The 26,271-nt window shown below is 53.8% G+C and carries 20 protein-coding genes; 9 read left to right on the top strand and 11 right to left on the bottom strand.

Annotation, left to right across the window (positions count from 1 at the left end):
- Positions 1-29: 29 nt before the first annotated feature.
- The 3 genes from B3K78_RS08005 to B3K78_RS07995 form a co-directional block, all read right to left on the bottom strand.
- On the bottom strand, positions 30-884 hold the full coding sequence (locus B3K78_RS08005) for a metal-dependent hydrolase (RefSeq protein ID WP_286695032.1): 855 nt from the start codon (positions 882-884) through the stop codon (positions 30-32).
- Between the two features lie 114 nt (positions 885-998).
- Positions 999-1,679: an START domain-containing protein gene (locus B3K78_RS08000; RefSeq protein ID WP_286695031.1), complete on the bottom strand. Its 681-nt coding sequence runs from the start codon at positions 1,677-1,679 to the stop codon at positions 999-1,001.
- Positions 1,680-1,713: 34 nt separating this feature from the next.
- Positions 1,714-4,188, bottom strand: coding sequence for a TonB-dependent receptor (locus B3K78_RS07995; RefSeq protein WP_286695030.1), 2,475 nt, complete (start codon positions 4,186-4,188; stop codon positions 1,714-1,716).
- A 157-nt stretch (positions 4,189-4,345) separates the two neighbouring features.
- Here B3K78_RS07995 and B3K78_RS07990 point away from each other — a divergent pair, with 157 nt between their 5' ends.
- Positions 4,346-5,233: a MerR family transcriptional regulator gene (locus B3K78_RS07990; RefSeq protein WP_286695029.1), complete on the top strand. Its 888-nt coding sequence runs from the start codon at positions 4,346-4,348 to the stop codon at positions 5,231-5,233.
- Positions 5,234-5,249: 16 nt separating this feature from the next.
- Here B3K78_RS07990 and B3K78_RS07985 read toward each other — a convergent pair whose 3' ends face one another.
- Together B3K78_RS07985 and B3K78_RS07980 are read right to left on the bottom strand one after the other, a co-directional pair.
- The gene (locus B3K78_RS07985) at positions 5,250-5,945 is read right to left on the bottom strand and encodes an EthD domain-containing protein (RefSeq protein WP_286695028.1); all 696 of its coding nucleotides are present in this window, start codon (positions 5,943-5,945) and stop codon (positions 5,250-5,252) included.
- 22 nt (positions 5,946-5,967) lie between these two features.
- Entirely contained in the window at positions 5,968-6,744 is a 777-nt protein-coding gene (locus B3K78_RS07980; RefSeq protein ID WP_204995604.1) for an SDR family oxidoreductase, read from the bottom strand.
- Positions 6,745-6,980: 236 nt separating this feature from the next.
- Here B3K78_RS07980 and B3K78_RS07975 point away from each other — a divergent pair, with 236 nt between their 5' ends.
- The 4 genes from B3K78_RS07975 (at position 6,981) to B3K78_RS07960 (ending at position 12,260) form a co-directional block, all read left to right on the top strand.
- A complete protein-coding gene (locus B3K78_RS07975) occupies positions 6,981-7,703 on the top strand; it encodes a DUF1499 domain-containing protein (RefSeq protein WP_286695027.1) in 723 nt (240 codons plus the stop codon).
- Positions 7,704-7,870: 167 nt separating this feature from the next.
- A complete protein-coding gene (locus B3K78_RS07970; RefSeq protein WP_286695026.1) occupies positions 7,871-8,338 on the top strand; it encodes a hypothetical protein in 468 nt (155 codons plus the stop codon).
- Complete coding sequence (locus B3K78_RS07965; protein WP_286695025.1) at positions 8,335-9,468, top strand: hypothetical protein; 1,134 nt, start codon at positions 8,335-8,337, stop codon at positions 9,466-9,468. The genes B3K78_RS07970 and B3K78_RS07965 overlap by 4 nt, the downstream gene beginning before the upstream one ends.
- Entirely contained in the window at positions 9,468-12,260 is a 2,793-nt protein-coding gene (locus tag B3K78_RS07960) for a putative bifunctional diguanylate cyclase/phosphodiesterase (protein WP_286695024.1), read from the top strand. The genes B3K78_RS07965 and B3K78_RS07960 overlap by 1 nt, the downstream gene beginning before the upstream one ends.
- Here B3K78_RS07960 and glpK read toward each other — a convergent pair.
- Together glpK and B3K78_RS07950 are read right to left on the bottom strand one after the other, a co-directional pair.
- Entirely contained in the window at positions 12,257-13,735 is a 1,479-nt protein-coding gene (gene glpK, locus B3K78_RS07955; RefSeq protein ID WP_286695023.1) for a glycerol kinase GlpK, read from the bottom strand. The genes B3K78_RS07960 and glpK overlap by 4 nt on opposite strands.
- A gap of 83 nt (positions 13,736-13,818) precedes the next feature.
- Positions 13,819-14,568, bottom strand: a complete 750-nt coding sequence (locus tag B3K78_RS07950) for an SDR family NAD(P)-dependent oxidoreductase (protein ID WP_286695022.1) — start codon at positions 14,566-14,568, stop codon at positions 13,819-13,821.
- Between the two features lie 262 nt (positions 14,569-14,830).
- Between B3K78_RS07950 and B3K78_RS07945 the strand changes: the two genes are divergently transcribed.
- Positions 14,831-16,024 (top strand): acyl-CoA dehydrogenase family protein, encoded by a 1,194-nt coding sequence (locus tag B3K78_RS07945; protein ID WP_027872714.1) that lies wholly within the window; start codon positions 14,831-14,833, stop codon positions 16,022-16,024.
- 15 nt (positions 16,025-16,039) lie between these two features.
- Positions 16,040-17,179, top strand: a complete 1,140-nt coding sequence (locus B3K78_RS07940; RefSeq protein ID WP_286695021.1) for an acyl-CoA dehydrogenase family protein — start codon at positions 16,040-16,042, stop codon at positions 17,177-17,179.
- A 39-nt stretch (positions 17,180-17,218) separates the two neighbouring features.
- On the opposite strand, the gene B3K78_RS07935 is transcribed toward B3K78_RS07940, so the two are convergent.
- Positions 17,219-18,688 (bottom strand): RimK family ATP-grasp domain-containing protein, encoded by a 1,470-nt coding sequence (locus B3K78_RS07935; protein WP_286695020.1) that lies wholly within the window; start codon positions 18,686-18,688, stop codon positions 17,219-17,221.
- Positions 18,689-18,818: 130 nt separating this feature from the next.
- On the opposite strand from B3K78_RS07935, the gene B3K78_RS07930 reads away from it, so the two are divergent.
- Together B3K78_RS07930 and B3K78_RS07925 are read left to right on the top strand one after the other, a co-directional pair.
- On the top strand, positions 18,819-20,003 hold the full coding sequence (locus B3K78_RS07930; RefSeq protein ID WP_286695019.1) for a GNAT family N-acetyltransferase/peptidase C39 family protein: 1,185 nt from the start codon (positions 18,819-18,821) through the stop codon (positions 20,001-20,003).
- Between the two features lie 7 nt (positions 20,004-20,010).
- A complete protein-coding gene (locus tag B3K78_RS07925) occupies positions 20,011-21,348 on the top strand; it encodes a flavohemoglobin expression-modulating QEGLA motif protein (RefSeq protein ID WP_286695018.1) in 1,338 nt (445 codons plus the stop codon).
- Here B3K78_RS07925 and ppnP read toward each other — a convergent pair.
- The 3 genes from ppnP to B3K78_RS07910 form a co-directional block, all read right to left on the bottom strand.
- Positions 21,345-21,626 (bottom strand): pyrimidine/purine nucleoside phosphorylase, encoded by a 282-nt coding sequence (gene ppnP / locus B3K78_RS07920; protein WP_027872718.1) that lies wholly within the window; start codon positions 21,624-21,626, stop codon positions 21,345-21,347. The genes B3K78_RS07925 and ppnP overlap by 4 nt on opposite strands.
- Positions 21,623-24,784 carry an efflux RND transporter permease subunit gene (locus tag B3K78_RS07915; RefSeq protein WP_286695017.1) on the bottom strand — a complete coding sequence of 1,054 codons (3,162 nt, stop codon included), beginning with the start codon at positions 24,782-24,784 and terminating at the stop codon, positions 21,623-21,625. Before B3K78_RS07915 ends, ppnP begins: the two co-directional genes overlap by 4 nt.
- Before the next feature lie 91 nt (positions 24,785-24,875).
- On the bottom strand, positions 24,876-26,000 hold the full coding sequence (locus B3K78_RS07910; RefSeq protein WP_286695016.1) for an efflux RND transporter periplasmic adaptor subunit: 1,125 nt from the start codon (positions 25,998-26,000) through the stop codon (positions 24,876-24,878).
- Between the last annotated feature and the right edge of the window lie 271 nt (positions 26,001-26,271).

The following is a 26,271-nucleotide window of genomic DNA, read 5'->3' as shown; positions in this document are numbered from 1 at the left end:
CTCATCGGAAATTGGCACCGCTAAGGTATTCACGCGGCCGCTCCGGCTGCTTTGTCATAACCTTCAACTTCGGCGACCAGTTCATCAACGGTCTCTAGATAACGGCGATTGTCGTGATCCCAGGGGTGAAAGCCTGGCTTAAAGAAATCGAGCCAATCCGGAATAACCCGACGCAATGTACCCGGCGAGCCCCACAGAAAATTAAATGCACCCAGCCAGCCCGTCAGGCTAAATAGCTTGCCCTCTCGGGCCACCATGCCAATGTGGATAGGAATCACCATCACCCAGAACACCAGCGTAGCAACGATCAAGGCGAGGCAGCGACGAAAATACGCCAACGGTCCCTTGCCGACCACTTGCTGATAAACATCGAAGGCAACGGCCTTATGCTCGGTTTCTTCCAGGGCGTGCCAGCGCCACATAGCGGCAAAGCGCGGCTCTGAACCCGCCAGTGTGCGCGGCTCTCGCAAGACAATATCAGCTAAGATTGCGGTTAGGTGTTCCAGGGCAATTGTGATTGCCAACTGCCCGGCGCGCCCTTCAATCTTTCGGGTAATGTTTAGCAGGCCAAGCACAATCCGTGAGTTGCGCTTTGCCGGCATGCCCCGCTGCTCCAGGGCATCGTTATAGTCTTCATGTTCGCGGCCGTGCATCGCTTCCTGGCCAATGAAGCCGCGCACTGCCTCTTTCAGTTCCGGGTCGGTCACCTCATCACGATACGCACGCACGCTGTCGATAAAGAAGCGCTCACCGTCGGGAAAAAACAGCGACATCGCATTAAAGAAATGACTGACATGAACCCCTTTGGCATGCCAATCGCCAACCCGGTCTGCGGGGAGATTAAATTCTAAATTACGTCTTACGGGCATCACTGTTGTTTTCATAGTTTGCGCCTCCTGATGAGCCATCAATTTATGTTACACCGATTGATGTATAATTAATGTTACATCAATCTATGTCAAATTAATTTTGACTTATTTTTTGTCTGGCCCGCTGGGCTAGAACGGATTGAAATTCTGGTATTGCGCTTGCTGAACGACAACGCGCAATTGCTTTAAGGTCTCGAACGGATTGTCCACAATCAGGCTATTAACCAGGCCAGAGGGCAAGCCGCCGGCAGGATCCAGATGCAGCTGAAACACCACGTTTGTTGTGCCATCTTCTTGCGGCGTTAACTCAAAGTACCCACGCAACGCGGTAACCCGCTTAACACCTTTGGCCTTTGGAACAGCGTCCCGACTGCTCGCCGGCAGCTCATTCTCGGCGACACTTTCCAGGCTAATTCGCGTCACTCTGGTTGCCGGGTCCTGACTAATTTGATTGCGAATCAGCATTTCGCGATCAGCGGCAGGCCAAGGGAAATCATTTAATAAGTACTGATAGCGATCCAACAGCGACGACTTATGGAGTAATACCGCCTGCCGGCAGTTGTACATCCACTCGGTAAAGGCCTCCGTGTCATCGAGCACTGCCATAATCTGGTTAATCTCCGCGTCCACCTTTGCCTCACCGCGAAATTCCCTGAAAGCGGAGTTCGCCACCTCACGGGTAAATACCGCGATCCCCTGCTCGCGCTTCTCTTCGCGCCACTCTGCGGCGTGGCTGAATGTAGCCAGCATCATCAAACACACTGCGGCCAGCCACTCGGCGCCGGTAAACTTCTTCATCAACGTCATCATTATCTGTCCTCTTTCAGCGTGCGCCGCTCGGCGCTCACAGGCGGTAACTGAATTGCAGGGCAACTGAACGCGGAGCCTCAATAAACCCTGTGTGACTGGTCGTGCCAAACAGTGTCTTGGCAAGTGGGGTATCGGCGGCATAGACGACAATCACCTCATCCGTCAGGTTTTTGCCAACCAGCGCCAGCTCCCAGCTTTGGTCAATGGCCCCCACGCCCAAACGGCCATTGAATTTGTAGAAACCCTCTTGCTCAACGCGCGGGTCAAGGTTGCTGGAAGGGTTGTATTTATCGGTGAAAATGACATCCAGCGAAGCGCCAATGCCGATGGTGGGACTGATAGGTCGAACGTAACCCACAATAAAGGTACCCGACCAATCCGCCACATACTGGTTCGACCACCCGGTATAATCGCAGTCGCGGCCATTGGGTGCGTCGGGCGCTTGGTCCTGGCGACACTGACCATTTTGGAAATCTTTGAATTCAAAATCGAGCAAGGCCAGCGCTCCCCCGAGAGTGAGATAGTCTGTAACCTGCCAGCGACCGTCCATCTCGATACCCATGGTCACAGCTTCCTTGGCATTCCCCACTTGGAAGCCGATGCTGCCATCAAAAATACTGATCTGCAGGTCGCTGTATTCGGTGTAGAACGCGGCAATATTAAACTCTGCCGCACCGTCAAACAGGCCGGTTTTCAGGCCCAACTCATAACTCAGGGCCTCCTCTTCATCGTATTCGAAGGTGCCCTCGAGAATGGTTTGATTCGGTGCAAGTGCGTTGGGGTTGCGATAGGTCAATTCAGCTTCTGGCGTTTGGTTAGAGCGCGCATCAAAGCCCCCTGCCTTGAAGCCTTTTGTCGCCGTGAAATATGCCATGCCCTCATCGGAATAGTCCCACTGCACATTTATCAGCGGCGAAAACTGGCTTTCGCTGCGCTCGCCCTGTAAGTCATGGCGCTCCATCGCAAAGGTGATTGCTGCCACCGTGTCGACCTCACCCTGCGGCAATTCATTGCCATCAAGATCCGTAATAGTCAGCTTTCTGCTTCCCTTCTTGTTTTCATAGGTATAACGGCCACCCAGGGTTAGCCGCAAGGTATCGTGCAGATTGACGGTTGCCTGCAGGAACGCCGAGGCAATTTTGGATTTACTGGTAAATTCCCGGGGGCCTTTAATGTCTCTAATGGCATTGCCCGCATCACCAAAACCCAGGATTTCGTAGGGGTCTGCAGCCAGTGTTAAGGGGTCAAGATCGCCCCTAGCACCGCCCTCTATGAAGTCGGCGGCATTTAACAGCTCTACCACCAGGTTCGAGTCTTGAATTAACTCATCATTGAACAGCAAGTCATTCTGCTGGAAATACACCCCGGCGATATAATCCACAAACTCCCCACCGGGAGAGACCCAACGAAATTCCTGGCTGACCTGACGGTAGTCCTCCTCCATCTCAAACTTAAACAACTCTGCGGCAGTGGCATCGCAGTCGCACAAGTCGTTGTACTGGTAATCGAGAATCCCTGTGATAGACCGAAATTCATGACCATCCGGGCTAACCCAGCTGACATTCAGCGTCAGGTTATTGGTGTCGTTATTGCTGTAATTCCCGTTGGAGTGCCCCTTGTAGTCGAGATAGTTATTTCGAACCGAGTCGTCGGTATCAACGTCCAAAAAAGGAGGATAAAAGCTGCGATCAAGAATTTCCGATTGTGTGCGCCCCGCCAAGACAAAATTGCTCGACGTCGAAGGTTCATCGTTGATGATCTCAGCGTGACGCCCCACGGTGTCAAACTTGCCCCGCTCGTATTTTAATTCGGCGCGCAGCTGGTCAGTCACATCCCAGGTGCCCTTCAAGCGAAACGTGGCCTGGTCGTACTGAGGTCCCTCAATATCTAAATTGAGGTCTTCCATGTAGCCACCAAACTCCCGCAAGCGCGCAGAAAACCGCAAACCAAAATTGTCGGTAATTGGCCCCGACAACATCACATCAACCACTTTCTCATCAAATTCTGGTTCGTAAAGCGCGGAAAACAGCCCCTCAAGCTCATCGCCGGGCGACGCTGTAATAATATTGATCGCCCCGGCAATACTGTTCTTGCCCTGCAGAATATTTTGCGGGCCGCGCAACACCTCAACGCGCGCAAGGTCGAGAAAAGGCGCGCGGGCTAACTGGGCGCGCCCATAATAAATACCGTCTACATACATCCCCACCGACTGCTCGAACCCCTGGTTCATGCCGGTGCCGATACCACGCACGTAGATATCGGTGCTGATACCACTTTCAGTGACGGTAAGATTGGGTACGTAGGCCTGCAGGTCTTCCATGCGGTTGATGCCCGCTTCGAGCATTTTTTCGCCGCCGATGGCGCTCACGGAAACGGGCACATCTTGCAAGCTTTGCTCGCGATGCTGGGCAGTGACTAGCACCTCCTCAAGTTTCGCCGCAAACGAAGACACCGGAACGGCGCAGGCCAGCGCTATGCCGCCCGCGCGTAATATGCTAAAACTACCCATTATGACACGCCCTTATGTTGCAATTTATTATGTTACATTATTTGATGAAACATAAATGGCGGCCGTCGCCTTGTCAACACAGTGACGGTATTTTTGTGCAGTACCGACATGCACCCGGGGCTGAAATTACTCAAGCCTTTGATTAGAATAGATTTTCATGGCAGCTCATGTACGCCTGCCAAGCCTTCAACCCAGTCCGAGCAGCAAAAAGCCAATGCATTTCCCCGAAGACACCATGAACAACATCGCTCAATACCTGCCCCAAGGGGCAGAGGCCAATGCCACAAGCGACAGTGAGCAACGTGAATACAGTGTTGAGGAGTTGGCTTTGGCGGCGAACACCACCGTTCGCAACATCCGCGCCTATCAGGACCGCGGTGTCCTGCCACCACCGGCGCTGCGCGGCCGCAAAGGCATTTACAACAACCAGCACCTCTCGCGACTGCGACTAATTAGTAACCTGTTGGAGCGTGGCTATACCCTCTCCTCAATCAGGGAACTGCTCTCGGCAATGGAGCAAGGCATTGGCCTGAGTGAAGTACTGGGAATGGAGTCGGCGATAAATTCGCCCTGGGGGAAGGAAGACCCAATCAACCTGCCAATGACCGAAATGGTAAAAATGTTTGGCACCAAACTGACGCCGACAGCAATAAAAAAAGCGGCTGAGTTGGACTTATTTTCGGTCAACGGCGCGCAACTGCGGGTGACCAGTATGAACACCCTTAAGGTCGCCCAGGAGTTGTGTAAAACCGGTATTCCACTCGAGGATCTGCTGGAGATCCTCACCCTAATGCGGGGCAAGGTTCAGCCCGTCGCAGACTCCTTTGTAAAACTGGTCACTCAGCATGTGCTCGAGCCCTACGGTGAACAGCCCCTTCCGCCCAAAGAGGAGTTTCCGCAAATTGCCGAGTTAGTATGGCGCCTGCGCCCCCTCGCTCAAATTGTAGTAGATGCGGAACTAGGTCGGGCCATGGACTACGCGGCAAGCCGCTTTTTGGCAGACAAGCTCGAGTCCATATTAAAACAACTACCCAAAGAAGATTGAGCCGCCACGGCGTGGGTTAAAAACAGTACTCACTGGTGGGCTGAACATCGATTTCGTTAAAGTCGATGAACTTCGCGCAACTCTCCAGCATGGCTTGCATACGCTGCTGGCAGAGCTCGGGCTGGCCATCTGCGTTGTAGAACGCCTCTGCACTGGTCATTGCCTCAGCAGGAAAGCACTCTTCGACGATCGCCTGATAGGCGCCACCGTCCTCGTTCAGCCCCGACACCACACGATTTTGCACGTAGCGAAAGGTGGACTGTGTGTCGATGGCAATTTGGGTGTGGGTATTTTTCCAGTAGCCCAACCACTGCTCGTATGTCAGAAATTCGGGACAACGCAGCAGTGCCACCTGACTAAAACCCGGGGTGCGCTGCCCAGCTGCAACCGGATACCGGGTATTTCGTAGAGGCTCTTCTGCCTCCACCTGATACACCGCAACCTTAGCCGCCACGTTTGCGAGCACCGCTATGGCTTGATCAAGCGTTTCATCAGCCTCGCAATAAAAACTACACATTGCATCAAATAGTGCCACGCCGTCGCTGGCGATACGCTTTTCAGCGGCCGCCGCAACGTCGCCATCGGCAAGGTTTAGTTGCAGGCGGCAAAGCCCCTCCAGCGCCAGCAGCGCGGGCGGAACATCCGCCAATACACGGTCAAAAAAGTCCTCGGCAGACCCAGAGGCCCACAAAAAAATTTGTATCTTGCGCATTGGCAGAGAGCCCCTTGCTAAATTAAATACCGATGGGTGGCGTTGCCGTAGCGGCGTTGTCGATCAGCATTTCTGCGGCGTTGACAAAACGAGACTCATCCGAGGCCAGGTAAGTTACCAACGCGGCAATATCCTCGGGCTCACACATTGGGTTTGCCTCGGTAGACAAGGACTCAATCTCCTCGCGGCTAGCGGTCTCAGCACCGGTGGCAACTTTGAATACCATCGGGGTTTTCACGCCATCGGGATGAATGGAGTTACAACGAATACCGTTACGTTTTTCTCGGCAATACAGCGCCACTGCCTTAGTCAATGCGGCCACAGCGCCTTTACTGGCACTGTAGGCGGCAACGAAAGACATACCGTGCAGTGCCGCCACGGAAGACATATTAATAATCGAACCGCCATTGCCGCTGGCTTCCATAGCGGGAATCGCCGTTTTACAACCGAGGAATACCCCTTCGCTATTTACCGAGTTTACCCGGCGATAGTCTTCCAAACTGCACTCTACAATGTTGCCCAGAGCCATCATGCCAGCGTTATTTACCAACACGTCCAAGCGGCCGAACGTCTCCACAGCGGTATTCACAACATTTTGCCAATCCGCTTCACTGCTCACATCGTGCTTGATAAATATCGCTTTCTCACCGATCTGTTCGGCCACTGCTTGGCCATCTTTTTCATTGAGATCGGTCAGCACGACATTCGCGCCCTCAGCGGCCAGCATGATTGCGTCAGCTTTACCCATTCCACTTGCAGCGCCTGTCACAATGCAGACTTTCCCGGCGACTCTACCCATCGTAAAAACCTCTTTCTTCTTAAATTAGTCTCGCCAGTGGAGCGGCCCACTGGCGATGAGTTACACATCTATAACCAGAGCAGTAAATCACGCTATCGTGAAAAAACATAGCGCGACGCAATTACGCTTTGGTAAGAATTCAGTGGCAAAAACACCGCCTGCAAGTCATTTTAATTATCCTTTGTATCGACTACGCTCAGCGTGCTAGCCACCTATTCTGCGACACGGGAGACACAATGCGCATCGTCTATCTGGCCGAGAAGCTCGCCTATTTATCACTGATCATGCTGGTAGCAAGCGCCGTTACCGTGCGCGCCGACCTCGCCCATTTTAGAGTGGGGCTGCTGATTTTTGCCGCTTCGGCACTTTTCTCGCTAAGCGCCATCACACTATCCGCCCTATTTAGCCGTCGCTGCAAAGATGCAAATGATCAAAAAAGGCTTAGCCGCGCCGCCGTTATTGCGCTACCCGCCATCGGTTTTATGGCCTTCAATATCCTTTCCGGCAGTAATCGCCCTCTGATCCACAACATCAGTACTGACCTGGTTTCACCGCCGAGCTTCATTGCAGCAGCGTCGTTACGCAAGCCGGGCGACAACCCGCTGCGCTACACCCAAGAGGTCGCTGACATACAGCGCGCGGCCTACCCAGATCTCGCAGGTATTACCACTGCCTTGCCGCTGGATCGCGCTCAGCAGCTCTGCATCATCACCGCGCAGGACATGGGCTGGGAAATACACTACCAACAACCCGGCCACATAGAGGCGACAAGCCGAAGTTTCTGGTTTGGCTTTACCGACGACATCGTCATCCGGCTGCAAGAAACCGAGGGTGGCAGCAAAATCGACCTGCGCTCCGTATCACGCGTTGGCAAGGGTGATCTCGGCGCGAACGCCGAGAGAATCATGCGCTTCAATGCACAGCTGGCCCAGCGCTTAGACACCATGCAACAACCGTAGTTGCGGTCTATAGTAGGTGGACGAAGGACGTTTATTTCGGTTTACCCTAACAGACGTCCTCGCGAGAATGAGTAACCATCTCCGAAACCGAAATACTCGTGCATGAAGCCAAGGGTCGATGATTCCTCTCCTTAATCGACCCTAACTAATACGGAGGCCACAGCACTGTGGGCATAGGGTCACTGAATCGCCCCCGCTGGCTTGTAGCAACCTTGCTGCTGTGGTCTTTCCTCGCCTGCAACTTTTCATCGGCGGGCACCCCCGTCACGCTCATCGCACACGAAAGCGTGAATCTCGACAAGCTCAACACCAGCACCCTGCGGGCGATATTCTCCTTGCGAAAGCGTAGCTGGGAAAACCAAACACCTATCAAGGTTTTTGTACTACCCGACAACCATCCATTGCATAAAAACTTCTGCAAAACGGTACTGAAAATCTACCCCTATGTTCTTAGAGACCAGTGGGATCGTGTGATTTTCAGCGGCGTGGGGACACCGCCAACCACAGTAAAAGATATTGAGGAGCTGCGGAGGGTTGTTACCTCTACTCCTGGTGCCATTGGATATGCGCCTGGCGAATTATCGGTAAATAAGCAGCAGTACTACGCCATCGTGCCCACCGGACTACAGCCATGAATAAATTTGCAATTGTCTCGCTACTCGCCCTTATTCCAGCTGCGACACAAGCGCTGGAAATCCCGGGTGGGCAAATTCACGGCTTTGCGTCACAAGGTTACTTGCTCAGTGATAGCAACAATTTTTACGGCGACAGCCAACGCGGGTCTACCGAACTGACCGAAATTGGTCTGAACGCGAATTGGCGGCTTAACAACTCTCTCAATTTTGCCGGGCAATTACTTAGCAGAGATGCCGGCGCCACCGACAACGGCAGCCTTCGCGTGGATTTTCTTTTTGCTGACTATAAAGCAATAGAAAATGATGTCACCGGACTGGGTATCCGTGTGGGGCGCGTTCGCAATGCCTACGGTTTTTACAATGAAACAAGGGATGTCTTATTTACCCGGCCCAGCATTCTTATGCCGCAAGCGATCTACTACGAGGGCAACGGCTTAAGAGAGCTGTTGTTTTCATCTGATGGCGCCCAACTCTATAGCTATTGGGACGCCGAAGACTCTACGACCAGCTTTTCGCTGACTGCAGGGCGGAATAAACGCCTGTCGAAAGATGTTATTAAGAACTTGCTCGGCACATCAACCTCTCAGTTAATTGCACAGGGTAGTCTCGATCACCCCATTTTTGCGCAGTTTTCTCACGCGATGTCAGGTGGACGCAGCCGCTTCGCTCTGTCGATGTACAATGTTGGCTTAGACTTCGACACCAACTTTATGGGCGCTGACGGTCTAAATCTTTACGCCAGTGGTTACGTGCTGTCAGCGCAGCACAACCTGCAGGACTGGTCATTTACTGCGGAATACAGCCTCACCACCGTCAAATATGAAGCCGGGCGCTTGGGCAATGCCAAGAACGATATTGAAGCGACCTACCTTCAGGCTGAATACCGGCTTTCACCGAAAATCAGCTTACATAGCCGCGTAGAATACAGCGTGAACGATCGTGATAACCGCAACGCGACGGATACACAACACCTCGTGGTCGGTACCAAATGGTCACCATCGCGAAACTGGACGATTGCTGCCGACCTGTTAGGCATGCGCGGCACCGGAGGCATTCCCGACATAGACAACCCAAATGGCACCCGTGAGCGAACCGAAATGCTCGCGGTCATGGTCGGCTACCGTTTCTAATGAACTCAAAATTGCCGCACTCCGCACAACTGCGGGAGACTGTGAAGGGGCTGAGCCTATTTCAAAAACTGTGCGCCATCATTTTCGTTATGATCACGCTGATCATGTTTGGTCGGGGGGCGCTCACCTACTACAACACCCTAAATGACTATGAAGCCGGTGTGCACAAGCGCCTGCAGCGGCTGGAATCCACTTTTAAAACCCTTGTTGAGCGCTCAAGCCGCGAGCTATTTCGCAGCGCCGATCACTACCAGCTCCCCAGTATCGAAGCAATTAGCAACAACAATGTACCGCCGCCGTCGTTAATGTCGGGCATCGATTCTGTGGTATTCATATCGATAAACGGGGCCATCTTAGCCTCAGCACACCTTGAAGGCACAAGCTACCAGCCCAGTGCGCAGGACATTCAGCTCGCGGTAGCGAGTATTACTGAAAACCAGCGACCGCACGCCTCGATAATCTGTAACCCAAGCTGTACGCAAAGCGTTTTTATTCCACTAATAAACGATGATGGCAACGAATTAATTGTAAACATCAATCGCTCAGCCTCGCTGTTGGTTGAAGATTTTTTTGATATTACTGGCGCTGAACTGGTTATTTTTTCATCGGCAGAAAGCGATGATGTCGCCCAACAAACACTACTCTCCAGTCACGGCAACAAAAGCGCCCAGATGTTGGCGGGCATACTGGCAACGAGCGGCTCAACCCTCCTTTCGAAGGGCACATTCTTTGGGTCGACAAATGGTGCCTACCTTGGGGCACGCTATTTTGAAATGCCGAGTGGCAACCTGCATCTGGCCATTATCTCTGACGAATCAAATATTTCCTCGCTAGCGAGAGCAACGCTGCGCGAGATACTCATTGCCGCCCTCTCCACGTCGGTACTCGTTATTATCGTCGTCTACTTAACGCTGCGGCCTCCTCTGAGCAAGCTCAATACGATTACTGAAACCCTGCCTCTTTTATCTGCATCGCGATTTGACGAGGCACGCAAGGCTCTCAGCACCGTCCCACGACATCGCCACTATGCCGACGAAATTGACCTCTTACACGACACAGCAGAACAGGTAACCGATGCGCTGGAACTGCTCAACAAGGATATCGCCCGCCACCAGTATGAACTTCAAGACAAGGTTCACGCCCTAACAGAAGCCAAGCAGTTTAATGAAATGCTGCTGGAAAACTCGCCGATGGTCGTCGTTACACACCGCTTAGATGGCACGATTCAGAACATCAACGCGATGGGACGCATGCTCAGCGGTTTAAACAGCAACCTACCCGTCAATGCCAATATTAATCAGTGGGTTCGCGATCCGGAGCGCGATGTCACGCTCAGCAATTCACTGCGAAATATGGCCGATAAAAATCAGCGCAAATTTCAAAATGAACTGCCCTTCCTCGCGGCTGACGGGCAAATTCACGACTTCCTTTGGACTCACTCAATTGTTGAGTTAGACAGTACAAAGCTGATCCTGTCTCTGGGCGTAGACATTACCGAAACCCGACGTGCCGAGGAAAGCCTACGTTGGTTAGGCGAACACGACCGAGTCACCGGACTGCTTAACCGAAGTACCTTTATTGAAGAGGCCGACCGTCGAATTCACCTGCTTGAGGACGAGCAAGCCATAAGCCTGATCATGGTCGATATCGACAATTTCTCTGAGTTCAACGACCGCTTCGGCTTTGACTGCGGTGACGACCTACTACGCAAATTCGCGAACCATATTAGTCAGATCCTCGATAACTCGTGCTTGCTAGCGCGCACCGGATCGGGGGAATACTGTGTATTGCTTGCCTCACAGCCTCCGGCCTCACCGCAGCAGCTCGATGCCATCAGTCACTTTGAAATAACCCTCGGCAATCATACCGAGTCTATTAACGCGACGGTCATCGTCGACAAGTACGAACGCGATGCCTGCACTGTGGACGAATTACTCTCCAATGCCACGTCCTTGATGCAAAGAATGAAAAATAAGGCCAAGGGTCATGTCTACTATGCTGATGAAGAGGACAGCCGTGAAAACCGGCAGGAAAAATACTTACTGAAAGAGCAGCTTGTACAAGCACTGAACAATAACCGCCTCGTCCTTTTTTACCAGCCGATCATCGATCTAAAAAGCCAGCGCATTAGTCATTGTGAGAGCTTAGTCAGAATGCTCGATGACGAAGGCAGCTTTATCGCCCCTGCCAAATTCCTGGGCATTGCTACTGAGTCAGGCTTGATGCCACAAATCGACTACTTGGTTATCGAGAAAGCCCTGCGCCAGCTGGCAGCGTGGCAACAAGCGGGGGTAAGTATTCAACTGAGCATCAATATAACGGCGCCAACACTGGAACAGCCCGACTTTTCAGAACGGCTCACGCAAATTATTGATGACACGGGCGTCACACCTGATGCCGTGATTTTCGAGCTCGTTGAGACTGATGCACTGGAAAACATCGACAATGCTCGCACCCTGCTCGAGCAGATCAAGTCGAGCGGTGCACAAATCGCTCTGGACGACTTCGGGGTCGGCTTCACCTCGTTCGAATATGTAAGGGAGTTGCCGGTGGACTACATCAAAATTGATCAGGCGTTTATTCGGTTTATCCATGAGCGGGAAAACGATCAGGCGCTGGTACGGTCCATCATCGAAATGAGCCACAGCCTCGGTAAGAAAGTCATCGCTGAGGGCGTTGAAGAAAAAGCCGCCATGGACGTGTTAAGCAGCATGCAAGTGGATTACATCCAAGGCTACTACATCAGCCGCCCTGTGCCGATAAGCGCCTTGGATCTGAGTATCCGCGTTTAACTGCGAACCCGAGCGACGGCTTTCTTCCAACCGTGATAACGAGTCTCTCGGTCGATCTCGCTCATGGCCGGCATAAAGCTGCGTTCCTCGCGCCACATATCCGCAATTTCATCCAATGAGGCGTACAAGCCTAGCTGTAAGCCAGCCAGGTATGCCGCGCCGAGGGCGGTTGTCTCTGTCACGGCAGGGCGCTGGCAATGACAGGCCAAGGTATCGGATAAGCGCTGCACCAGCCAATCATTCACAACCATGCCGCCATCCACACGCAGGTGCTGAATATCAGCGCCGTCGCCTGCCATTGCCTCAAGTAAGTCGCGCGTTTGATAGCAGACGGATTCGAGTGTCGCTCTGGCAATATGCGCAATACCCGTGTCCCTGGTCAGTCCGAGAATAGCCCCGCGTGCATCGGGGTCCCAATACGGTGCGCCCAGCCCGGTAAATGCCGGCACCATGAACACGCCATTCGCGCTGTCAACGCTCTCAGCAAGCGCCTGGGTTTCAGCTGCCGAACCGATTAATTTCAGACCGTCGCGCAACCACTGCACCGCCGCGCCGGCCATAAATATACTGCCTTCGAGGGCATAGCAGACTTCATTGTTAATGCGGTATGCCACCGTCGTCAGCAGGCGGTTTGTCGAGGTTAATGCGCGGTTGCCTGTATTGAGCATGACAAAGCACCCCGTACCATAGGTGCTTTTTGCCATGCCCGGTTTAAAGCAAGCCTGCCCGACGGTCGCGGCCTGTTGATCACCGATCAACGACGCAATGGGAAGTTCAGCGCCGAGCAGTGAGGCGTCGGCAACGCCAAAGTCGTCGCAGCTGTTTTTCACCGCAGGCAACAGCGACGCAGGAATATTGAACATTTCCAGAAGATCTTCATCCCAGCACTGACGATGAATATTAAACAGTAGAGTCCGCGAGGCATTGCTGGCATCGGTTGCGTGCTCTCGCCCACCGGTCAGACGCCACAGCAGATAACAGTCAACCGTGCCAAAGGCCAACTCGCCGGCATCGGCACGCTGGCGCGCCCCCGGAACATTATCGAGTATCCAGGCAAGCTTACTGCCAGAAAAATAAGGGTCTAACAGCAGGCCTGTGCGCTTGTTTACAGTTCCCTCTAGGCCCTGCTCCTTAAGCTGAGAAATCCAGTCGGCGGTTCGCCGGTCCTGCCAAACGATTGCTGGATAAACGGGTTCACCCGTTTTTCGATCCCATACCAGCGTCGTTTCGCGCTGATTAGTAATACCAATACCGGCAATTTGATCAGCCGTGATTGCCGCTGCGGTGATCGCCGCTTTACAGCTCGCCAGCGTGGTTTGCCAGATTTCCTCGGGATCGTGCTCTACCCAGCCATCCTTTGGGTAATGTTGGGTAAACTCTTGCTGCCCAACACCGCAGATCTTGCCACGATTATCAAAAACAATAGCCCGGGAACTGGTCGTCCCTTGATCAATGGCAAGAAGGTAGGTCGCCATACGTCACTCCGCTGAAGTCATCTACTAAACGCAGCAAGACTAAACAGCAGCGGCCCACCACACAAGGCGATTTGTCGGCAAAATCACGCAAGAATACCGCCATCTACCCGTATTTCTTCACCGGTAATATGAATACCGTCATCACTGGCCAACAATGCGATAGCGCCAGCCACCACTTCCGGCCCCTTCGCGCCGCTCAGCGAGGTAATTCGGTTCAGGAGGTCAAAGTCGGCATCCTCGGGGAAGCTCAGGCCTTCCACCATCCCCGTGTTAATGTCACCGGGGCACACACAGTTCGCCCTGACACCGCGCTTTGCATACTCCACAGCAATACTGCGGGTCATCGCCAGCACGCCGCCTTTGCTTGCACCGTAGGCAACGCCCCAGGGCAACCCCTGCAGCGACGCCGTTGAGGCGGCATTCACAATCGCCCCCTTCGTTTTGAGCAACTCAGGCAATACCGCTTTGCACAGCATAAAGGTCCCGGTCAGGTTTACCGCGATGATTTTCTGCCACACCTCCAGGGGCGTCTCGTGGGCATTACAAAAACGCAAAATACCGGCCATATTAACCAGTGCATCCAGCCTTCCCCATTGCGCGATCAAACTGGCGAGGCAGTCCTCGGCGGCGCCCTCGGCGGAAATATCAAACCGCTGTGCGATGGCTTCCCCGCCCTGTTGTTGAATGTCCGCTACCAGTTCTTCCAAGGCTTCTTCGTTAATATCCGTACAAAAGACCTTGCCGCCCTCCGATGCCACCCTGAGGGCTGCCGCACGGCCAATCCCCGACGCCGCACCAGTCACCATTACCACCTTGTTCTCAAATCGAGTCATAGCTATTCCTAATTATTTTCAATGAACTCGCCGCTCAGTATCGCTGCGCCAACGGCTAACCGACAAGCATCGGCAACTGTCGCGTTGGCGTAAACACCCAAAAGTAGGAGAAGCAAATGAAATTAGTGACCCAATATGTCAGTCGGCATGACGCGTTTGGCTCTTGCCTTGCGCCTGCCTTTCGCTAAGCTGAGCAACCATTGAAACCGCCCGGCACGGCTGCCGCGGCACTGCCATATTCCCAATAAAATAGGAGAGCGACGTGGCCGATCTCGACCAATTCCGCCTCGAAGTCAGACAGTGGCTGGAGGACAACTGTCCCGCCTCACAGCGCCTGCCAATTACCCGCGAAGAACAAGTGTGGGCGGGCAAAAACAAACAGTTCCCCAGCGACGATGCAAAGCTGTGGTTTGAGCGCATGCGCGACAAAGGCTGGACAGTACCCGAATGGCCCAGCGAATTGGGCGGTGGCGGCCTCGATGAGCGCCAAGCCAAAGTCCTGAAAGAAGAAATGAAGGCACTGGGTTGCCGCACCCCGCTTTTTGACCTCGGCATTTGGATGCTTGGGCCCGCCGTACTCGAGTTTGGTAACGACGAGCAAAAGCAGGAACACATTCCCAAAATTGCGCGCGGCGACGTGCGCTGGTGCCAGGGCTACTCAGAACCCGGCGCTGGCTCCGATTTGGCCAGCCTGCAAACCCGCGCCGAAGATATGGGCGACCACTTTTTGGTCAACGGCTCGAAAATCTGGACAACCAATGCCGACAAAGCAGACTGGATTTTCTGCCTGGTCCGCACAGACCCAGACGCAAAAAAACAAGAAGGCATCAGCTTCCTACTCATCGACATGGATGATCCGGGTGTCACCACAACACCGATTGAGTTGATCAGCGGCGAATCCGAGTTTTGCCAAACCTTCTTTGACAATGTGAAAGTGCCCAAGGCCAACTTGATTGGCGAACTGAACAAGGGCTGGTCGGTTGCCAAAGCGCTGCTCAAGCACGAGCGCAAGCTGATGTCAGAAATCGGTGGCGATACCCCTGGCCCCAGCTTTGGCCCCGTTCAAGCGGCTCTGGAATATGTCGGCACAGATGAAAACGGCAAGCTCAAAGATGCGGCGCTACGCGACCAGCTGGTGCGCCATGAAATGGCTTACCGCGCCATTGGCCTGACGCATTTCCGCACCTTTGAAGAGCGCATGAGCGGCCAGGCCGACAGCAATGTACCGCTCATTATGAAGTACGTGGGTACGGAAGAAGGTAAGCGCAAAGAAGAACTGTTACTCGCGCTGCTTGGTCACCAGGCACTCGGTTGGGACGGCGACGGCTTTAACGAAGACGAAAAGCTGACGACGCGCGGCTGGCTGTTCTCAAAAGCACTCTCTATTGCCGGTGGCACATCAGAAGTGCAACTCAATATTATTGCCAAGCGTGTCCTTGGCTTGCCTCAGCAGTAATTAAGGGAGCCCAACATGGCACTGGTACTTAATGAAGAACAACGCCTGCTCAAGGACACCGCCAAGGATTTTTTGAGCGAAAACATGCCGGTAGAAGCGCTGCGCACGTTGCGCGACAGTGACGATCCAACCGGCTACTCCCAGCAGCAATGGCAGCAAATGTGTGAACTCGGCTGGGCCAGCATTGTCCTGCCCGAGCAGTACGATGGCCTGGATTTTGGCTTTATGGGCCTGGGCGCAATCATCGAAGAAAGTGGCCGTACGCTGGCCGCATCCCCCCTGCTAAGCACCGTTGTGCTCGGCGCGTCGGCAATTCTGCTGGGCGGCAATGAAGAGCAAAAATCCTCGTTGCTTCCCAAGGTTGCCAGCGGCGAGCTCACCCTCGCTCTCGCCCTCGAAGAGGGGCACCACCACGCACCACTCGATACCGCAATGGCGGCAGAAGCCCACGACGGCGGTTTCCGCCTGAATGGCAATAAAAGTTTCGTTGTCGACGGGCACAGTGCAGATAAGCTGGTCGTGGTTGCGCGCACCAGCGGAACAGCCGGTAGCGCTGATGGCTTGAGCCTGTTTCTCGTAGACGGCGATGCCAAAGGGCTAACTCGTCAGCGCCGTAAAATGGTCGATAGCCGCGGCGCTGCTGCCCTCAGTTTCGATAACGTGGACGTCTCAGCCGATGCGCTTATCGGCGAGCTGGGCCAGGCCTGGCCAGTTCTGGAGGCGGTACTTGATCGCGGCCGCGTTTGCCTAGCAGCAGAGATGCTCGGTGGCGCGCTCGAATGCTTTGAGCGCACCGTGGAGTATTTAAAAGAGCGTGACCAGTTCGGCGTAAAAATTGGCAGTTTTCAAGCCCTGCAGCATCGCGCATCGCTGATGTATATCGAGCTTGAATTGGCAAAATCGGTGCTCTTTGATGCCTTCTCTGCCATTGATGACAAGCGTGCGGACTTGCCTCAGCTTGCCAGCTTAGCCAAAGCGCGTATGAATGACGTTTTCGAGCTGGTAACAAACGAGGCTGTGCAGATGCACGGTGGCATCGGTGTGACGGACGAGCTCGAAATCGGCTTTTTCCTGAAACGCTCTCGCGTAGCGACCCAACTATTGGGGCACAGCGGCTTCCATCGCGACCGCTATGCCTCACTGTGTGGCTACTAAGGCGCGAAGCAAAAAGGGCATCGAGAGATGCCCTTATCACTACTTAGTCGCCGCAAGCCCTCGTCTTTCCATTCGCCGTAAAAACACCCCAATAACTGCCGCGTAAAGCGAGTCGCCGAGTAGCTTATCCTCTACCCCGCTGTCTATGCTGGGATTATCATTGACCTCAATGACCACCACCCGACTTCCCTGCTGCTTGATATCCACACCATAAAAACTGTTGCCAATAAGCTGACAGGCACTGACCGCTGCACGCAATACGTCGGCTGGGACATCACTGATCGGCACCGCATCAAATCCACCTGATTGGCTTCGCTTGCCGTGACGGTAAATCTGCCAGTGTTTTTTCACCATGTAATAACGACAAGCAAATAACGGTTGGCCGTCTAATACCCCAATACGCCAGTCGTATTCGGTATACATAAACTCCTGCGCAAGAAGCAGCGCCGACTTATCCAGTAGTCGCTGCGCTTCCGCACACAGCGCTGCCAGGCTGTCGACTTTAACCACCCCTTTAGAGAACGCACCATCGGGCACCTTTAACACCAGGGGTAAGCCAAGTGCGTCTATCAAGCGCTGCGCTTCCGACTCACTGCCACTTCGCAAATACTCCGTCTTCGGTACAGCAACCGCGTTCCGCTTTAGTAAATCAGCAATATAGATCTTGTTCGTGCATCGTAAGATCGACTGAGAGTCATCGATAACCACTAGGCCTTCCGCTTCCGCGCGTTTGGCAAAGCGGTAACTGATGTTCGCTACCGACGTTGTGGTGCGGATAAACAAACCGTCGTACTCTGCCAGCCGCGAATAATCCGCTCTTCCAATCAGCTCCGCACAGATACCGTATTTTTCCGCGACACGGATAAATTTCCGCAGGGCGGCGCCGTCGCTAGGCGGCATCGCCTCCTCGGTATCGACCAGAATCGCCAGGTCATAGCGGAAACGCTTTTGCGCGGGTGCCGGCCGCCATAGTTTTTGACTAAAGCGCTCAAAGCACGCCGCGAAGCTGTCTTGCTCAGTGCTCGACGACAAGGCCCGCAGCGACGCGGCCTGTAATTTATCCATACGCCAACCCTGGCGATACACCATGCGCAGCTCAAGAATCGGGCAGGGAAAATGTTGGAATGCCGAGCGCGCAAGGTCGGCATATTCTGGCTCCAAAGTCTCGCCGAACCAGCATCGCAACTGTTTCACCTCGCCCGGCTGCCCCGGTGCAAGCGCGGCAAGCGTCGGCAACATGCCCTGCCACTGAATAGACGACAGCGGCTTTGCCGACAATTCCGTCAGGGTTTTCAGCGATGGAATAACATGATGCCCGCGGGCTTCAGCCAACAGCGAGCAATAGTAGCCGCTACCGAGATAGCGGTAGTTCCGGCACAGATTAACGACCCTGACGCGCTCGCGAGTCGTTCCAAGACAAAGATAATCATCGAAACTGATGACCGAATGGCTGGGATAATAAGGCCCCCAGTCGCGCACATCATCGACAACAATAACTAAACGGGACATCGGCTCCATGCTCCCAAAATGCTCTCCCCATGCGGGATCAGCGACCGTCTATGCGGTGGCAAAAGCTGCGGCATTCTGCGACCAGTGCAACAGCGAAACAAGCACTATTTTATGTTGTAGACGGCAAATAATGCGCAGTATGATCCGCACATGCGCCGCCATCTGCGGTATTTGTCGAGTCTGCCCCATGTCGCCGTGTATTCGCCCCGCTAGCCCCATAGATTTGCCGGCACTGGTCGAGCTGGAACGACACTGCTTTAGTAGTGACCGGATCTCCCAGCGCAGCTTTAAAGCGTTCATCCGCCACGGCGCCCACCAATTGCTCGTCTGTCGTGAAGCTGACAAACTGTTGGGCTATGCATTGCTACTGTTTCGCCGTGGCACCCTTCTGTCCCGGCTTTACTCACTCGCCGTCGCCCCCGACCAACGCGGTAAAGGCGTCGCGATGTTATTACTCGACGCAGCAGAACAACTCGCCCGCGACAGGCAAAGTGTTTTTCTTCGCCTTGAAGTCAGAGAGGACAATGCCGCCGCAATTTCCCTGTACAACCGCCGTGGCTACCGCACTTTTGGCCATGTCAGTGACTACTACGCCGATGGTTGCAGTGCCGTACGTATGGAAAAGCGACTGCTAACACCCGCGCAGCGCCGCGCGCACTCACCCCACTACTACCGGCAGACCACGGGTTTTACCTGCGGCCCCGCCAGCTTGATGATGGCCATGCGAGACCTGGATCCGGCATCGCCCTTTTCCCGGCGCGAGGAGCTGCAAATCTGGCGGGAAGCCACCAGCATCTATATGGGTAGCGGTCACGGTGGCTGCACACCACAAGGCTTAATGTTGGCGGCGCTGCGCCGAAAATTTAACGCCACGCTCTTTATTAGCGATACGGCCCCCGCCTTCATCGACAGCGTTCGCTCGCCCTCCAAGCGCCAGCTTATGCAGCTGGTTCACGACGATTTTATGGCGCAGTTGACGGACTATAAGGCGGATATTCGGGTCAATAAGCTCGACACACCGGCCCTGCAGTCGCTATTGATTGAAAACCGTCACGTTATCGCACTGATCAGCACGTGGGCACTCGACCGCCAACGCATGCCTCACTGGGTATATGTGTACCGAGGAGAGGAAAATACGGTGTATATCAATGACCCCGACAGCAACACCTGTCGTGGCCAATCCTTAGACAGCAGCAAGGGCCACTGGCAGTCTGAGATTGAATACCACCGCGTGCCAATATCACTTGAACAATTCAGCAACATGGCAAGCTTTGGCAAACGTCGTCTACGCTGCATATTAACGCTACAAAAATGAGGCTGTGATGACATCAGACGCCACAAGTTATAAAACAGCGCTGCGCGCGCGCTCGGATGAGCTGATCCGCATTCAAAAGCCAATATTGATACTCGATGCGATCAAGTGGCCCCATGATGTGGAGAAACGTTTTTTTGAGAACGGCGCCAACGCGCTGCCGACCGTGTGCCGTGAAGACTACCTGCGCAACAACCCTCTCAGTTTTAACGCGGCAGAGATTGATGCACAACTGAAAAACTTCCAACAACGGCTCGATAGTGCCCTGGGACACGGCGATGCCCTCGGCCAAATTCTTTGGCAAACCGCCGAACAGTACCGCAGCGTGGTTGACCTACTGGAGCACCGTGGCCAAAAGGCATTCCTGACCGCCAGCCGGCGGCTTTATGGCTCCGCACGCGATCGTCTGCGGGGTGACAGCCTGCCGCTTATCGACATGGGTAAGCGCTTGTGCAGCATTTTTTCCCTTCCCGCCGCCCACCATCTTGCATCCCCCTACCCCAAGGTCATCGATGCGACTGGCGCAGTGGAAATGCTCTCCCAACGACTCAAGCCCTTTTTTCCAGATACCGCTTTCACCGTTCGGGAAACAGATGGCATCGTGTCTGATGCCTCAGCCGGGGGCGACTGCATCAAAATCAATCGCCACGCGCAGTTCTCCCTTCTCGATATACAAGTTTTGGAGGTTCACGAAGGTTGGGTGCATGTCGGCACCACGTTAAATGGTCGCCGCCAGCCATGGGCCAGCTGGCTCAGCGTCGGCTCTCCCCGTATTACTGCCCTCCAAGAGGGCTTAGCAGTGCTTATCGAGACACTGACGTTTAGCTCTTTTCCCGGGCGCGCGCGAAAAATCAGCGACCGTGTAGTGGCCATCGATATCGCAGAACAAGGGGGCGACTTTCTCGATGTATATCGGCACTTTGTTAGCCAGGGCCTCAGCAACAAGGAAAGCTACAAAATTGCCCAGCGGGTATTCCGCGGTGGAATGGTGGAAGGCGGCGCCTGTTTCACCAAAGATTTGAGCTACGTCAGGGGCTTTGTCGAAACGGTAAACTTTATTCGCAGCGCGATCCTCAGTGACGTGCCGGAAATACTACCGATGCTGTTTGTAGGCAAGGTGTCCCTGGAGGACGTCCCCCGTCTCTACCCCTATTGCCAGGAAGGCATCATTGAAGCGCCGCATTATCTGCCGCCTATGTTTCGAGACCTAAATGGCTTGTACGTGTGGTTTGGCTTATCTAGCGGGCTGGCGGATATCAATATTCACAGTGTCCAGGAGCACTTTCAAACACTTTTCGAGCACTTGAAAGCCGCTCCGGACGCTATACATAGCACCAAGTGCGATTAGCCATAAAAACACGCGTAGGCACTGGTCTCTTCCACTTTCAAATCAAACGCGCTGTTGGCCGGTACATCGAAAGATTGCCCGGCGCTAAAGCGCTGCCAATCGCTGGAACCCGGAAGCAATACAACCAGCGCGCCAGTAATGACTTGCATGCGCTCCGCCGCTTCGGTGCCAAAGCGGTATTCACCGGCTTCCATAACACCCACCGAGACCGGCTGGGATTTTCCTTCAAAACCCAATGACTGAACTTTTTCGTCAAAATAGCTGTTGTGCTTGATCACGACACACCCTCTTTTTCAATTAAGGCGCGATCATACCCGTCGCGCCCCGCTTCGGCCAGTACGCCACCCTCAGCGGAAGACGTGGCGCGGTGGTCTCGCCCTATGTAGTGGTACATGGCCGGCACAACGAACAAGGTAAACAGCGTGCCGATGCTCATTCCCGAGGCGATAACCATACCTAGCGAAAAACGCGATGCCGCACCGGCACCACTGGCAACCAGCAGTGGCAACATCGCCATCACCAGCGCCGCCGTGGTCATCAGAATAGGACGCAAACGAATCGACGCGGCCTCTTCTATGGCTTCGCGCTTGGACACGCCCTGCTCCTGCAACCTGTTTGCAAAATCCACCATCAAGATACCGTGTTTGGAGATCACCCCAATCAGGGTGACTAGGCCAACCTGGGTATAGATATTCAGGGTCATACCGGGGAACGTTGTCAGCTGCATACCGTTAGTCAGTGCAAAAATATTAATGCACAGCAACGCGCCACATACCGACATAGGCACGGTCACCAGAATGATCAGCGGGTCCCGGAAAGACTCGAATTGCGCCGCCAAGACGAGGTAAATAATCAGCAGGGCAAAGGCAAAGGTTCCCACCAATGCTCCGCCCTCTTGCTTGAACTGCCGAGAGCTCCCCGCGTAGTCCAGTTGAAAGTTGGCGGGCATAATATCGTTGGCAATACCTTCAAGCAGGGCCAGCGCCTCGCCCTGTGAAACATCGGGGCGCGGCACAGCAATAATCGTATTCGCATTTAATTGCTGGGCATGGGGTATTGATCTTGGCTTGGTTCGCTGCACAACCTCGACGAGTGTGGAGATTGGAATCAGGTCGCCGCTTGCCGCACGCGTGTAGTACCCGGTCAATTGCTGAGGATTCAGGCGCTCCTCGCGCTCAACCTGGGCAATGACTTTGTACGAGCGCCCCATGTACGAAAAACGATTCACCTCTGCACCCGCCATCATCGCACTCAGATCTAAGCTCAGGCTTTGCATGTCAACGCCAAGTAGACCGGCCTTGTCTCTGTCGACGATAATTTCGGCCTCGGGGCGATCGAAATTTAACTGCGAGGCCACGTAGAAAAAGCGCTTACTGGCCATCGCACGCTTAACCAGCTCATCGCCCACTTCCGCCATCAGCTGCGGCTCAGCCGTCGACTTGAGAATAAACTCCACGGGATAGCCCTGCCCTGGAGTTGGCAGCGGTGGCGGCTGGAATGTCGCCAGGCGTAGCGGCGCCACTGACTCCATGCTCATACTCAAGTCGTTAGCGACATCCCCCATTGTCTTGGTCCGAGCGTCCCAGGGTGTGCCAATCAAGCCGATAAAGCCTTTATTGCTTTCACCACTTTCTGAGATGGTGAAGGCAAACGTATGATCCACATTGGGGTGCTCCAACGCCAAATTCTGAGCGGCCAAAAAGGCATTGGTAAAGTACTCTGGCGATGCATAGCCGTCGCCCTCAGCAATGACGCCAGCAAAGCCTAAGTCTTCGGCCGGCGCCAATTCGTTATCACTGCTCTGGTAGAGGAAATAACACGATACCAGCACCACCAAACCGAATACGCCAATCACATTGACCTGATCCATCGCGGAGTGGAGTCGTTGCTTATAGCCCTGGCGCCAGTACTCGAACTTCTCATCTAGGAAACGCTCCAGACGACTGCTACCCGATTCATCGTGCGACTGCAGTATTTTTGCGCACATCATCGGTGTTAACGTCAGGGCAATAACGCCGGAAATCAATACCGCGCCCGCCAGGGTAAAGGCGAACTCGGTAAACAGTTTTCCCGTCATTCCGGTTAAGAAACCAATCGGTGCATACACTGCCACCAGGGTAATTGTCATCGCAATCACCGGCCCCAGAAGCTCGCGCGCGCCGACCAAGGCAGCCTTAGATGGCTCCATGCCCTCTTCAATATGACGATGGATATTTTCCAGCACGATAATCGCATCATCGACCACCATGCCGATGGCCAAGACCATCGCCAATAGCGTTAGCAGATTGATCGAGAAACCCATCGAGTACATCAAAAATAGGGCGCCTACCAGCGACAGCGGTACAGTCACCGCCGGGATCATTGAGCTGCGCAGTGAACCCAGGAACAAGAAGATGACCAGAATAACGATAATGACCGCTTCGATCAGTGTTGCCTGTACATCGCTGATTGCCGCGTTGACATAGACCGTGCTGTCATAGGAAATATTCGCCTCAATACTCTCCGGCAAAGCGCGGTGAATACGCGGCCACATTTCGCGTATCTCCGCAGTCACGTCGAGCAAGTTCGCATCCGGGCGCACCTCAATACCGATAAACAGGCCTGGCTCGGCATCCCAGTGCGCCACATAGTCGTAGCTCTCATCGCCGAACACCACATCGGCGACATCGCGCAAGCGCACTAGCTGCGTTCCTTCACTGCGCAGCACAAGGTCTCTAAATGCCTCTACTGTGCTCAAATCTGTATCTGCAGAAATGCCGACTTTAACGTACTGCCCTTTCGTTTCTCCCACGGCTGATAGAACGTTTTGCCGCTTAACTGCTGAAAAGGCCTCGCCCGGTGTCATGTTGTGCGCCGCAAGACGTTCCGGGTCAAACCAGATCCGCATGGCGTAATTCCTGCCGCCGAGTATCACTGCACGCTCTACACCGCTAAGAGCAGATAGCTCCGGTTCAACAACCCGCGCCACATAATCAGTAATTTGCGCTTTGCTCAGCGTCTCGGAATAAAACGACAGGTACATCGCCGCGTTGTCACCGGCACCCGCTAACTGAATAACAGGGTCCTCACTGCCTTCCGGTAGCTGGCTGCGCAGCTTATTCACTTTTGCGGATATTTCGGTCAGCGCCTCATTGGGGTCCTTGTCAATTTTCAGGTTCGCCGAGATGCTGGACAATCCCTGAGCAGAATTGGAGGTAAGAAAATCAATACCATCTGCTGACGCTATCTCTCGCTCCAGCGGCGTGGTGATGAAACCTTCGACAAGCTCTGGGTCTGCCCCCGGATAAACCACCGAGATACTGATCCGCGCATTTTGAATTTCAGGGTATTCACGCACGGTCAAATCCTGTGCTGCGCGCAAGCCCAGTAGAAAGATCACCAAGCTGACCACAATGGCCAACACGGGTCGTTTAACAAAGATATCTGTGAAATGCATGACGCCTGTCCTTGTTAGTGGCGTGGGAGAGTCATCAACTTCTTTAGAGGCCATCAACCTATTTTATGGCCATCAAGCTATTTATCGCCGATCACCCCTGCGGGGGGGCAGGCATCAAGCTAGGCTCGGGACGAAGCGTGTTATCAATCGTAACCGGCTGACCACTGCGCAGCTTTAACAACCCAGTACTGGCGACTTCGTCGCCTTCTTTAACCCCTGAAATGACTTCAATAAAATCACCGCGAGCCTCTCCCAAGGTAACGAAGCGTTGAATGACATCCAGGGCCTCGGCGTCGCCACCTTCCTGTTGACGAATAACGAAAACGGAATCGCCGTAAGAGCTGTATTGAATAGCGGTTTTTGGCAAAACCAGTACCTGCGTCGGCTCTCCCAGGTTCACCGTAACTTTTGCAAACAAGCCCGGTTTCAGCACTTTTTCAGGATTGGCGAATCGCGCACGCACATCAAAGTTACGCGTTTGTGCATCAATTTTGGGTTCCACGGCGATAATCTCGCCACTGAACTGGCGGCCACCCAACGCGTCGACAACGATCTCGATCGTTCTGCCAGGGTTCACCTTGCCCAACTGCTTTTCAGGCAGTGAAAAATCCAGCTCGATGGGGTCTAAAGATTGCAGGGTAACGATCTTGTCACCAGCGCGGAGGTATTGACCTAATGCAACTCGACGAATACCCAGCTCGCCAGCAAAAGGCGCCCGCAGAGTTTTTAAATTCAAACGTCCGCGCTGCGCCTCGACAGCCGCCTTGGCCACATTCGTTTCTGCCAGCGCGGTATCGTATTCAGACTTAGAAATCGTTCCGCGCTTGTAGAGTTTTTCGCGCCGGCGCTGCTCAATCTCGGCAAGCTTTGCCTGCGCTTCCAAGCGAGCGAGCTCACCGCGCTCGGCGACCGATTCCAAACTCAGTAGTTCGGTGCCCGCCTCAACGCTTTGCCCCGATTCAAAACTAATTTTAGTGATCGTACCGTCAACTTCAGCCGTTAGGTCGGCGCCCTTCACCGCCACCAAACTACCCACCGCGTTCAGACGAGCAGCCCACTGCTGCGGGGTAACCGTAGTGCTTGAAATAGTCACCGGCGGAGTCGGCATATTATCGATGAAGTCATTCATCATCTGGTTGCCAAACCACTTCATACCAAACACGCCACCAAAAACAACGCCGCTGATTGCCAGCATTACGACCATACGCTTAGTCATTTGTATTCCTTGTCGACCATCCAGTAGCTGCGAATCGATATAGCAATGTGCCGAACTCGACAAATGTGCCAAGCTCAACAGCTTCCCTATCGCGAAATCACCGCTGTTACCCCTAGAAACAGTAGTACGAATTTTACACAGAGATAGTAACAGGGATGAGAATGAGAATGCATCAACAATTTAACTGTTTACATTGCGTAAACCATTAATTTTAAAGGGGTTATTGGGAATAACTTTGTTCACAAACTAACGCATAAGTAAAGTCTTAGCG

The sequence above is a fragment of the Spongiibacter sp. UBA1325 genome, from assembly GCF_002306875.1.
In the GTDB taxonomy this organism is placed as follows: Bacteria; Pseudomonadota; Gammaproteobacteria; order Pseudomonadales; family Spongiibacteraceae; genus Spongiibacter; species Spongiibacter marinus.
Note: the sequence above shows the minus strand (reverse complement) of the source record. Positions and strands in the feature narration are given on the sequence as shown.

Excerpts from the sequence above, each read along its gene's own strand:
- B3K78_RS08005 (WP_286695032.1), bottom strand. The coding sequence starts at position 884 with ATGAAAACAACAGTGATGCCCGTAAGACGTAATTTAGAATTTAATCTC.
- B3K78_RS08000 (WP_286695031.1), bottom strand. The coding sequence starts at position 1,679 with ATGATGACGTTGATGAAGAAGTTTACCGGCGCCGAGTGGCTGGCCGCA.
- B3K78_RS07995 (WP_286695030.1), bottom strand. The coding sequence starts at position 4,188 with ATGGGTAGTTTTAGCATATTACGCGCGGGCGGCATAGCGCTGGCCTGC.
- B3K78_RS07990 (WP_286695029.1), top strand. The coding sequence starts at position 4,346 with ATGGCAGCTCATGTACGCCTGCCAAGCCTTCAACCCAGTCCGAGCAGC.
- B3K78_RS07985 (WP_286695028.1), bottom strand. The coding sequence starts at position 5,945 with ATGCGCAAGATACAAATTTTTTTGTGGGCCTCTGGGTCTGCCGAGGAC.
- B3K78_RS07980 (WP_204995604.1), bottom strand. The coding sequence starts at position 6,744 with ATGGGTAGAGTCGCCGGGAAAGTCTGCATTGTGACAGGCGCTGCAAGT.
- B3K78_RS07975 (WP_286695027.1), top strand. The coding sequence starts at position 6,981 with ATGCGCATCGTCTATCTGGCCGAGAAGCTCGCCTATTTATCACTGATC.
- B3K78_RS07965 (WP_286695025.1), top strand. The coding sequence starts at position 8,335 with ATGAATAAATTTGCAATTGTCTCGCTACTCGCCCTTATTCCAGCTGCG.
- B3K78_RS07960 (WP_286695024.1), top strand. The coding sequence starts at position 9,468 with ATGAACTCAAAATTGCCGCACTCCGCACAACTGCGGGAGACTGTGAAG.
- glpK (WP_286695023.1), bottom strand. The coding sequence starts at position 13,735 with ATGGCGACCTACCTTCTTGCCATTGATCAAGGGACGACCAGTTCCCGG.
- B3K78_RS07950 (WP_286695022.1), bottom strand. The coding sequence starts at position 14,568 with ATGACTCGATTTGAGAACAAGGTGGTAATGGTGACTGGTGCGGCGTCG.
- B3K78_RS07940 (WP_286695021.1), top strand. The coding sequence starts at position 16,040 with ATGGCACTGGTACTTAATGAAGAACAACGCCTGCTCAAGGACACCGCC.
- B3K78_RS07935 (WP_286695020.1), bottom strand. The coding sequence starts at position 18,688 with ATGTCCCGTTTAGTTATTGTTGTCGATGATGTGCGCGACTGGGGGCCT.
- B3K78_RS07930 (WP_286695019.1), top strand. The coding sequence starts at position 18,819 with ATGCGCAGTATGATCCGCACATGCGCCGCCATCTGCGGTATTTGTCGA.
- B3K78_RS07925 (WP_286695018.1), top strand. The coding sequence starts at position 20,011 with ATGACATCAGACGCCACAAGTTATAAAACAGCGCTGCGCGCGCGCTCG.
- B3K78_RS07915 (WP_286695017.1), bottom strand. The coding sequence starts at position 24,784 with ATGCATTTCACAGATATCTTTGTTAAACGACCCGTGTTGGCCATTGTG.
- B3K78_RS07910 (WP_286695016.1), bottom strand. The coding sequence starts at position 26,000 with ATGACTAAGCGTATGGTCGTAATGCTGGCAATCAGCGGCGTTGTTTTT.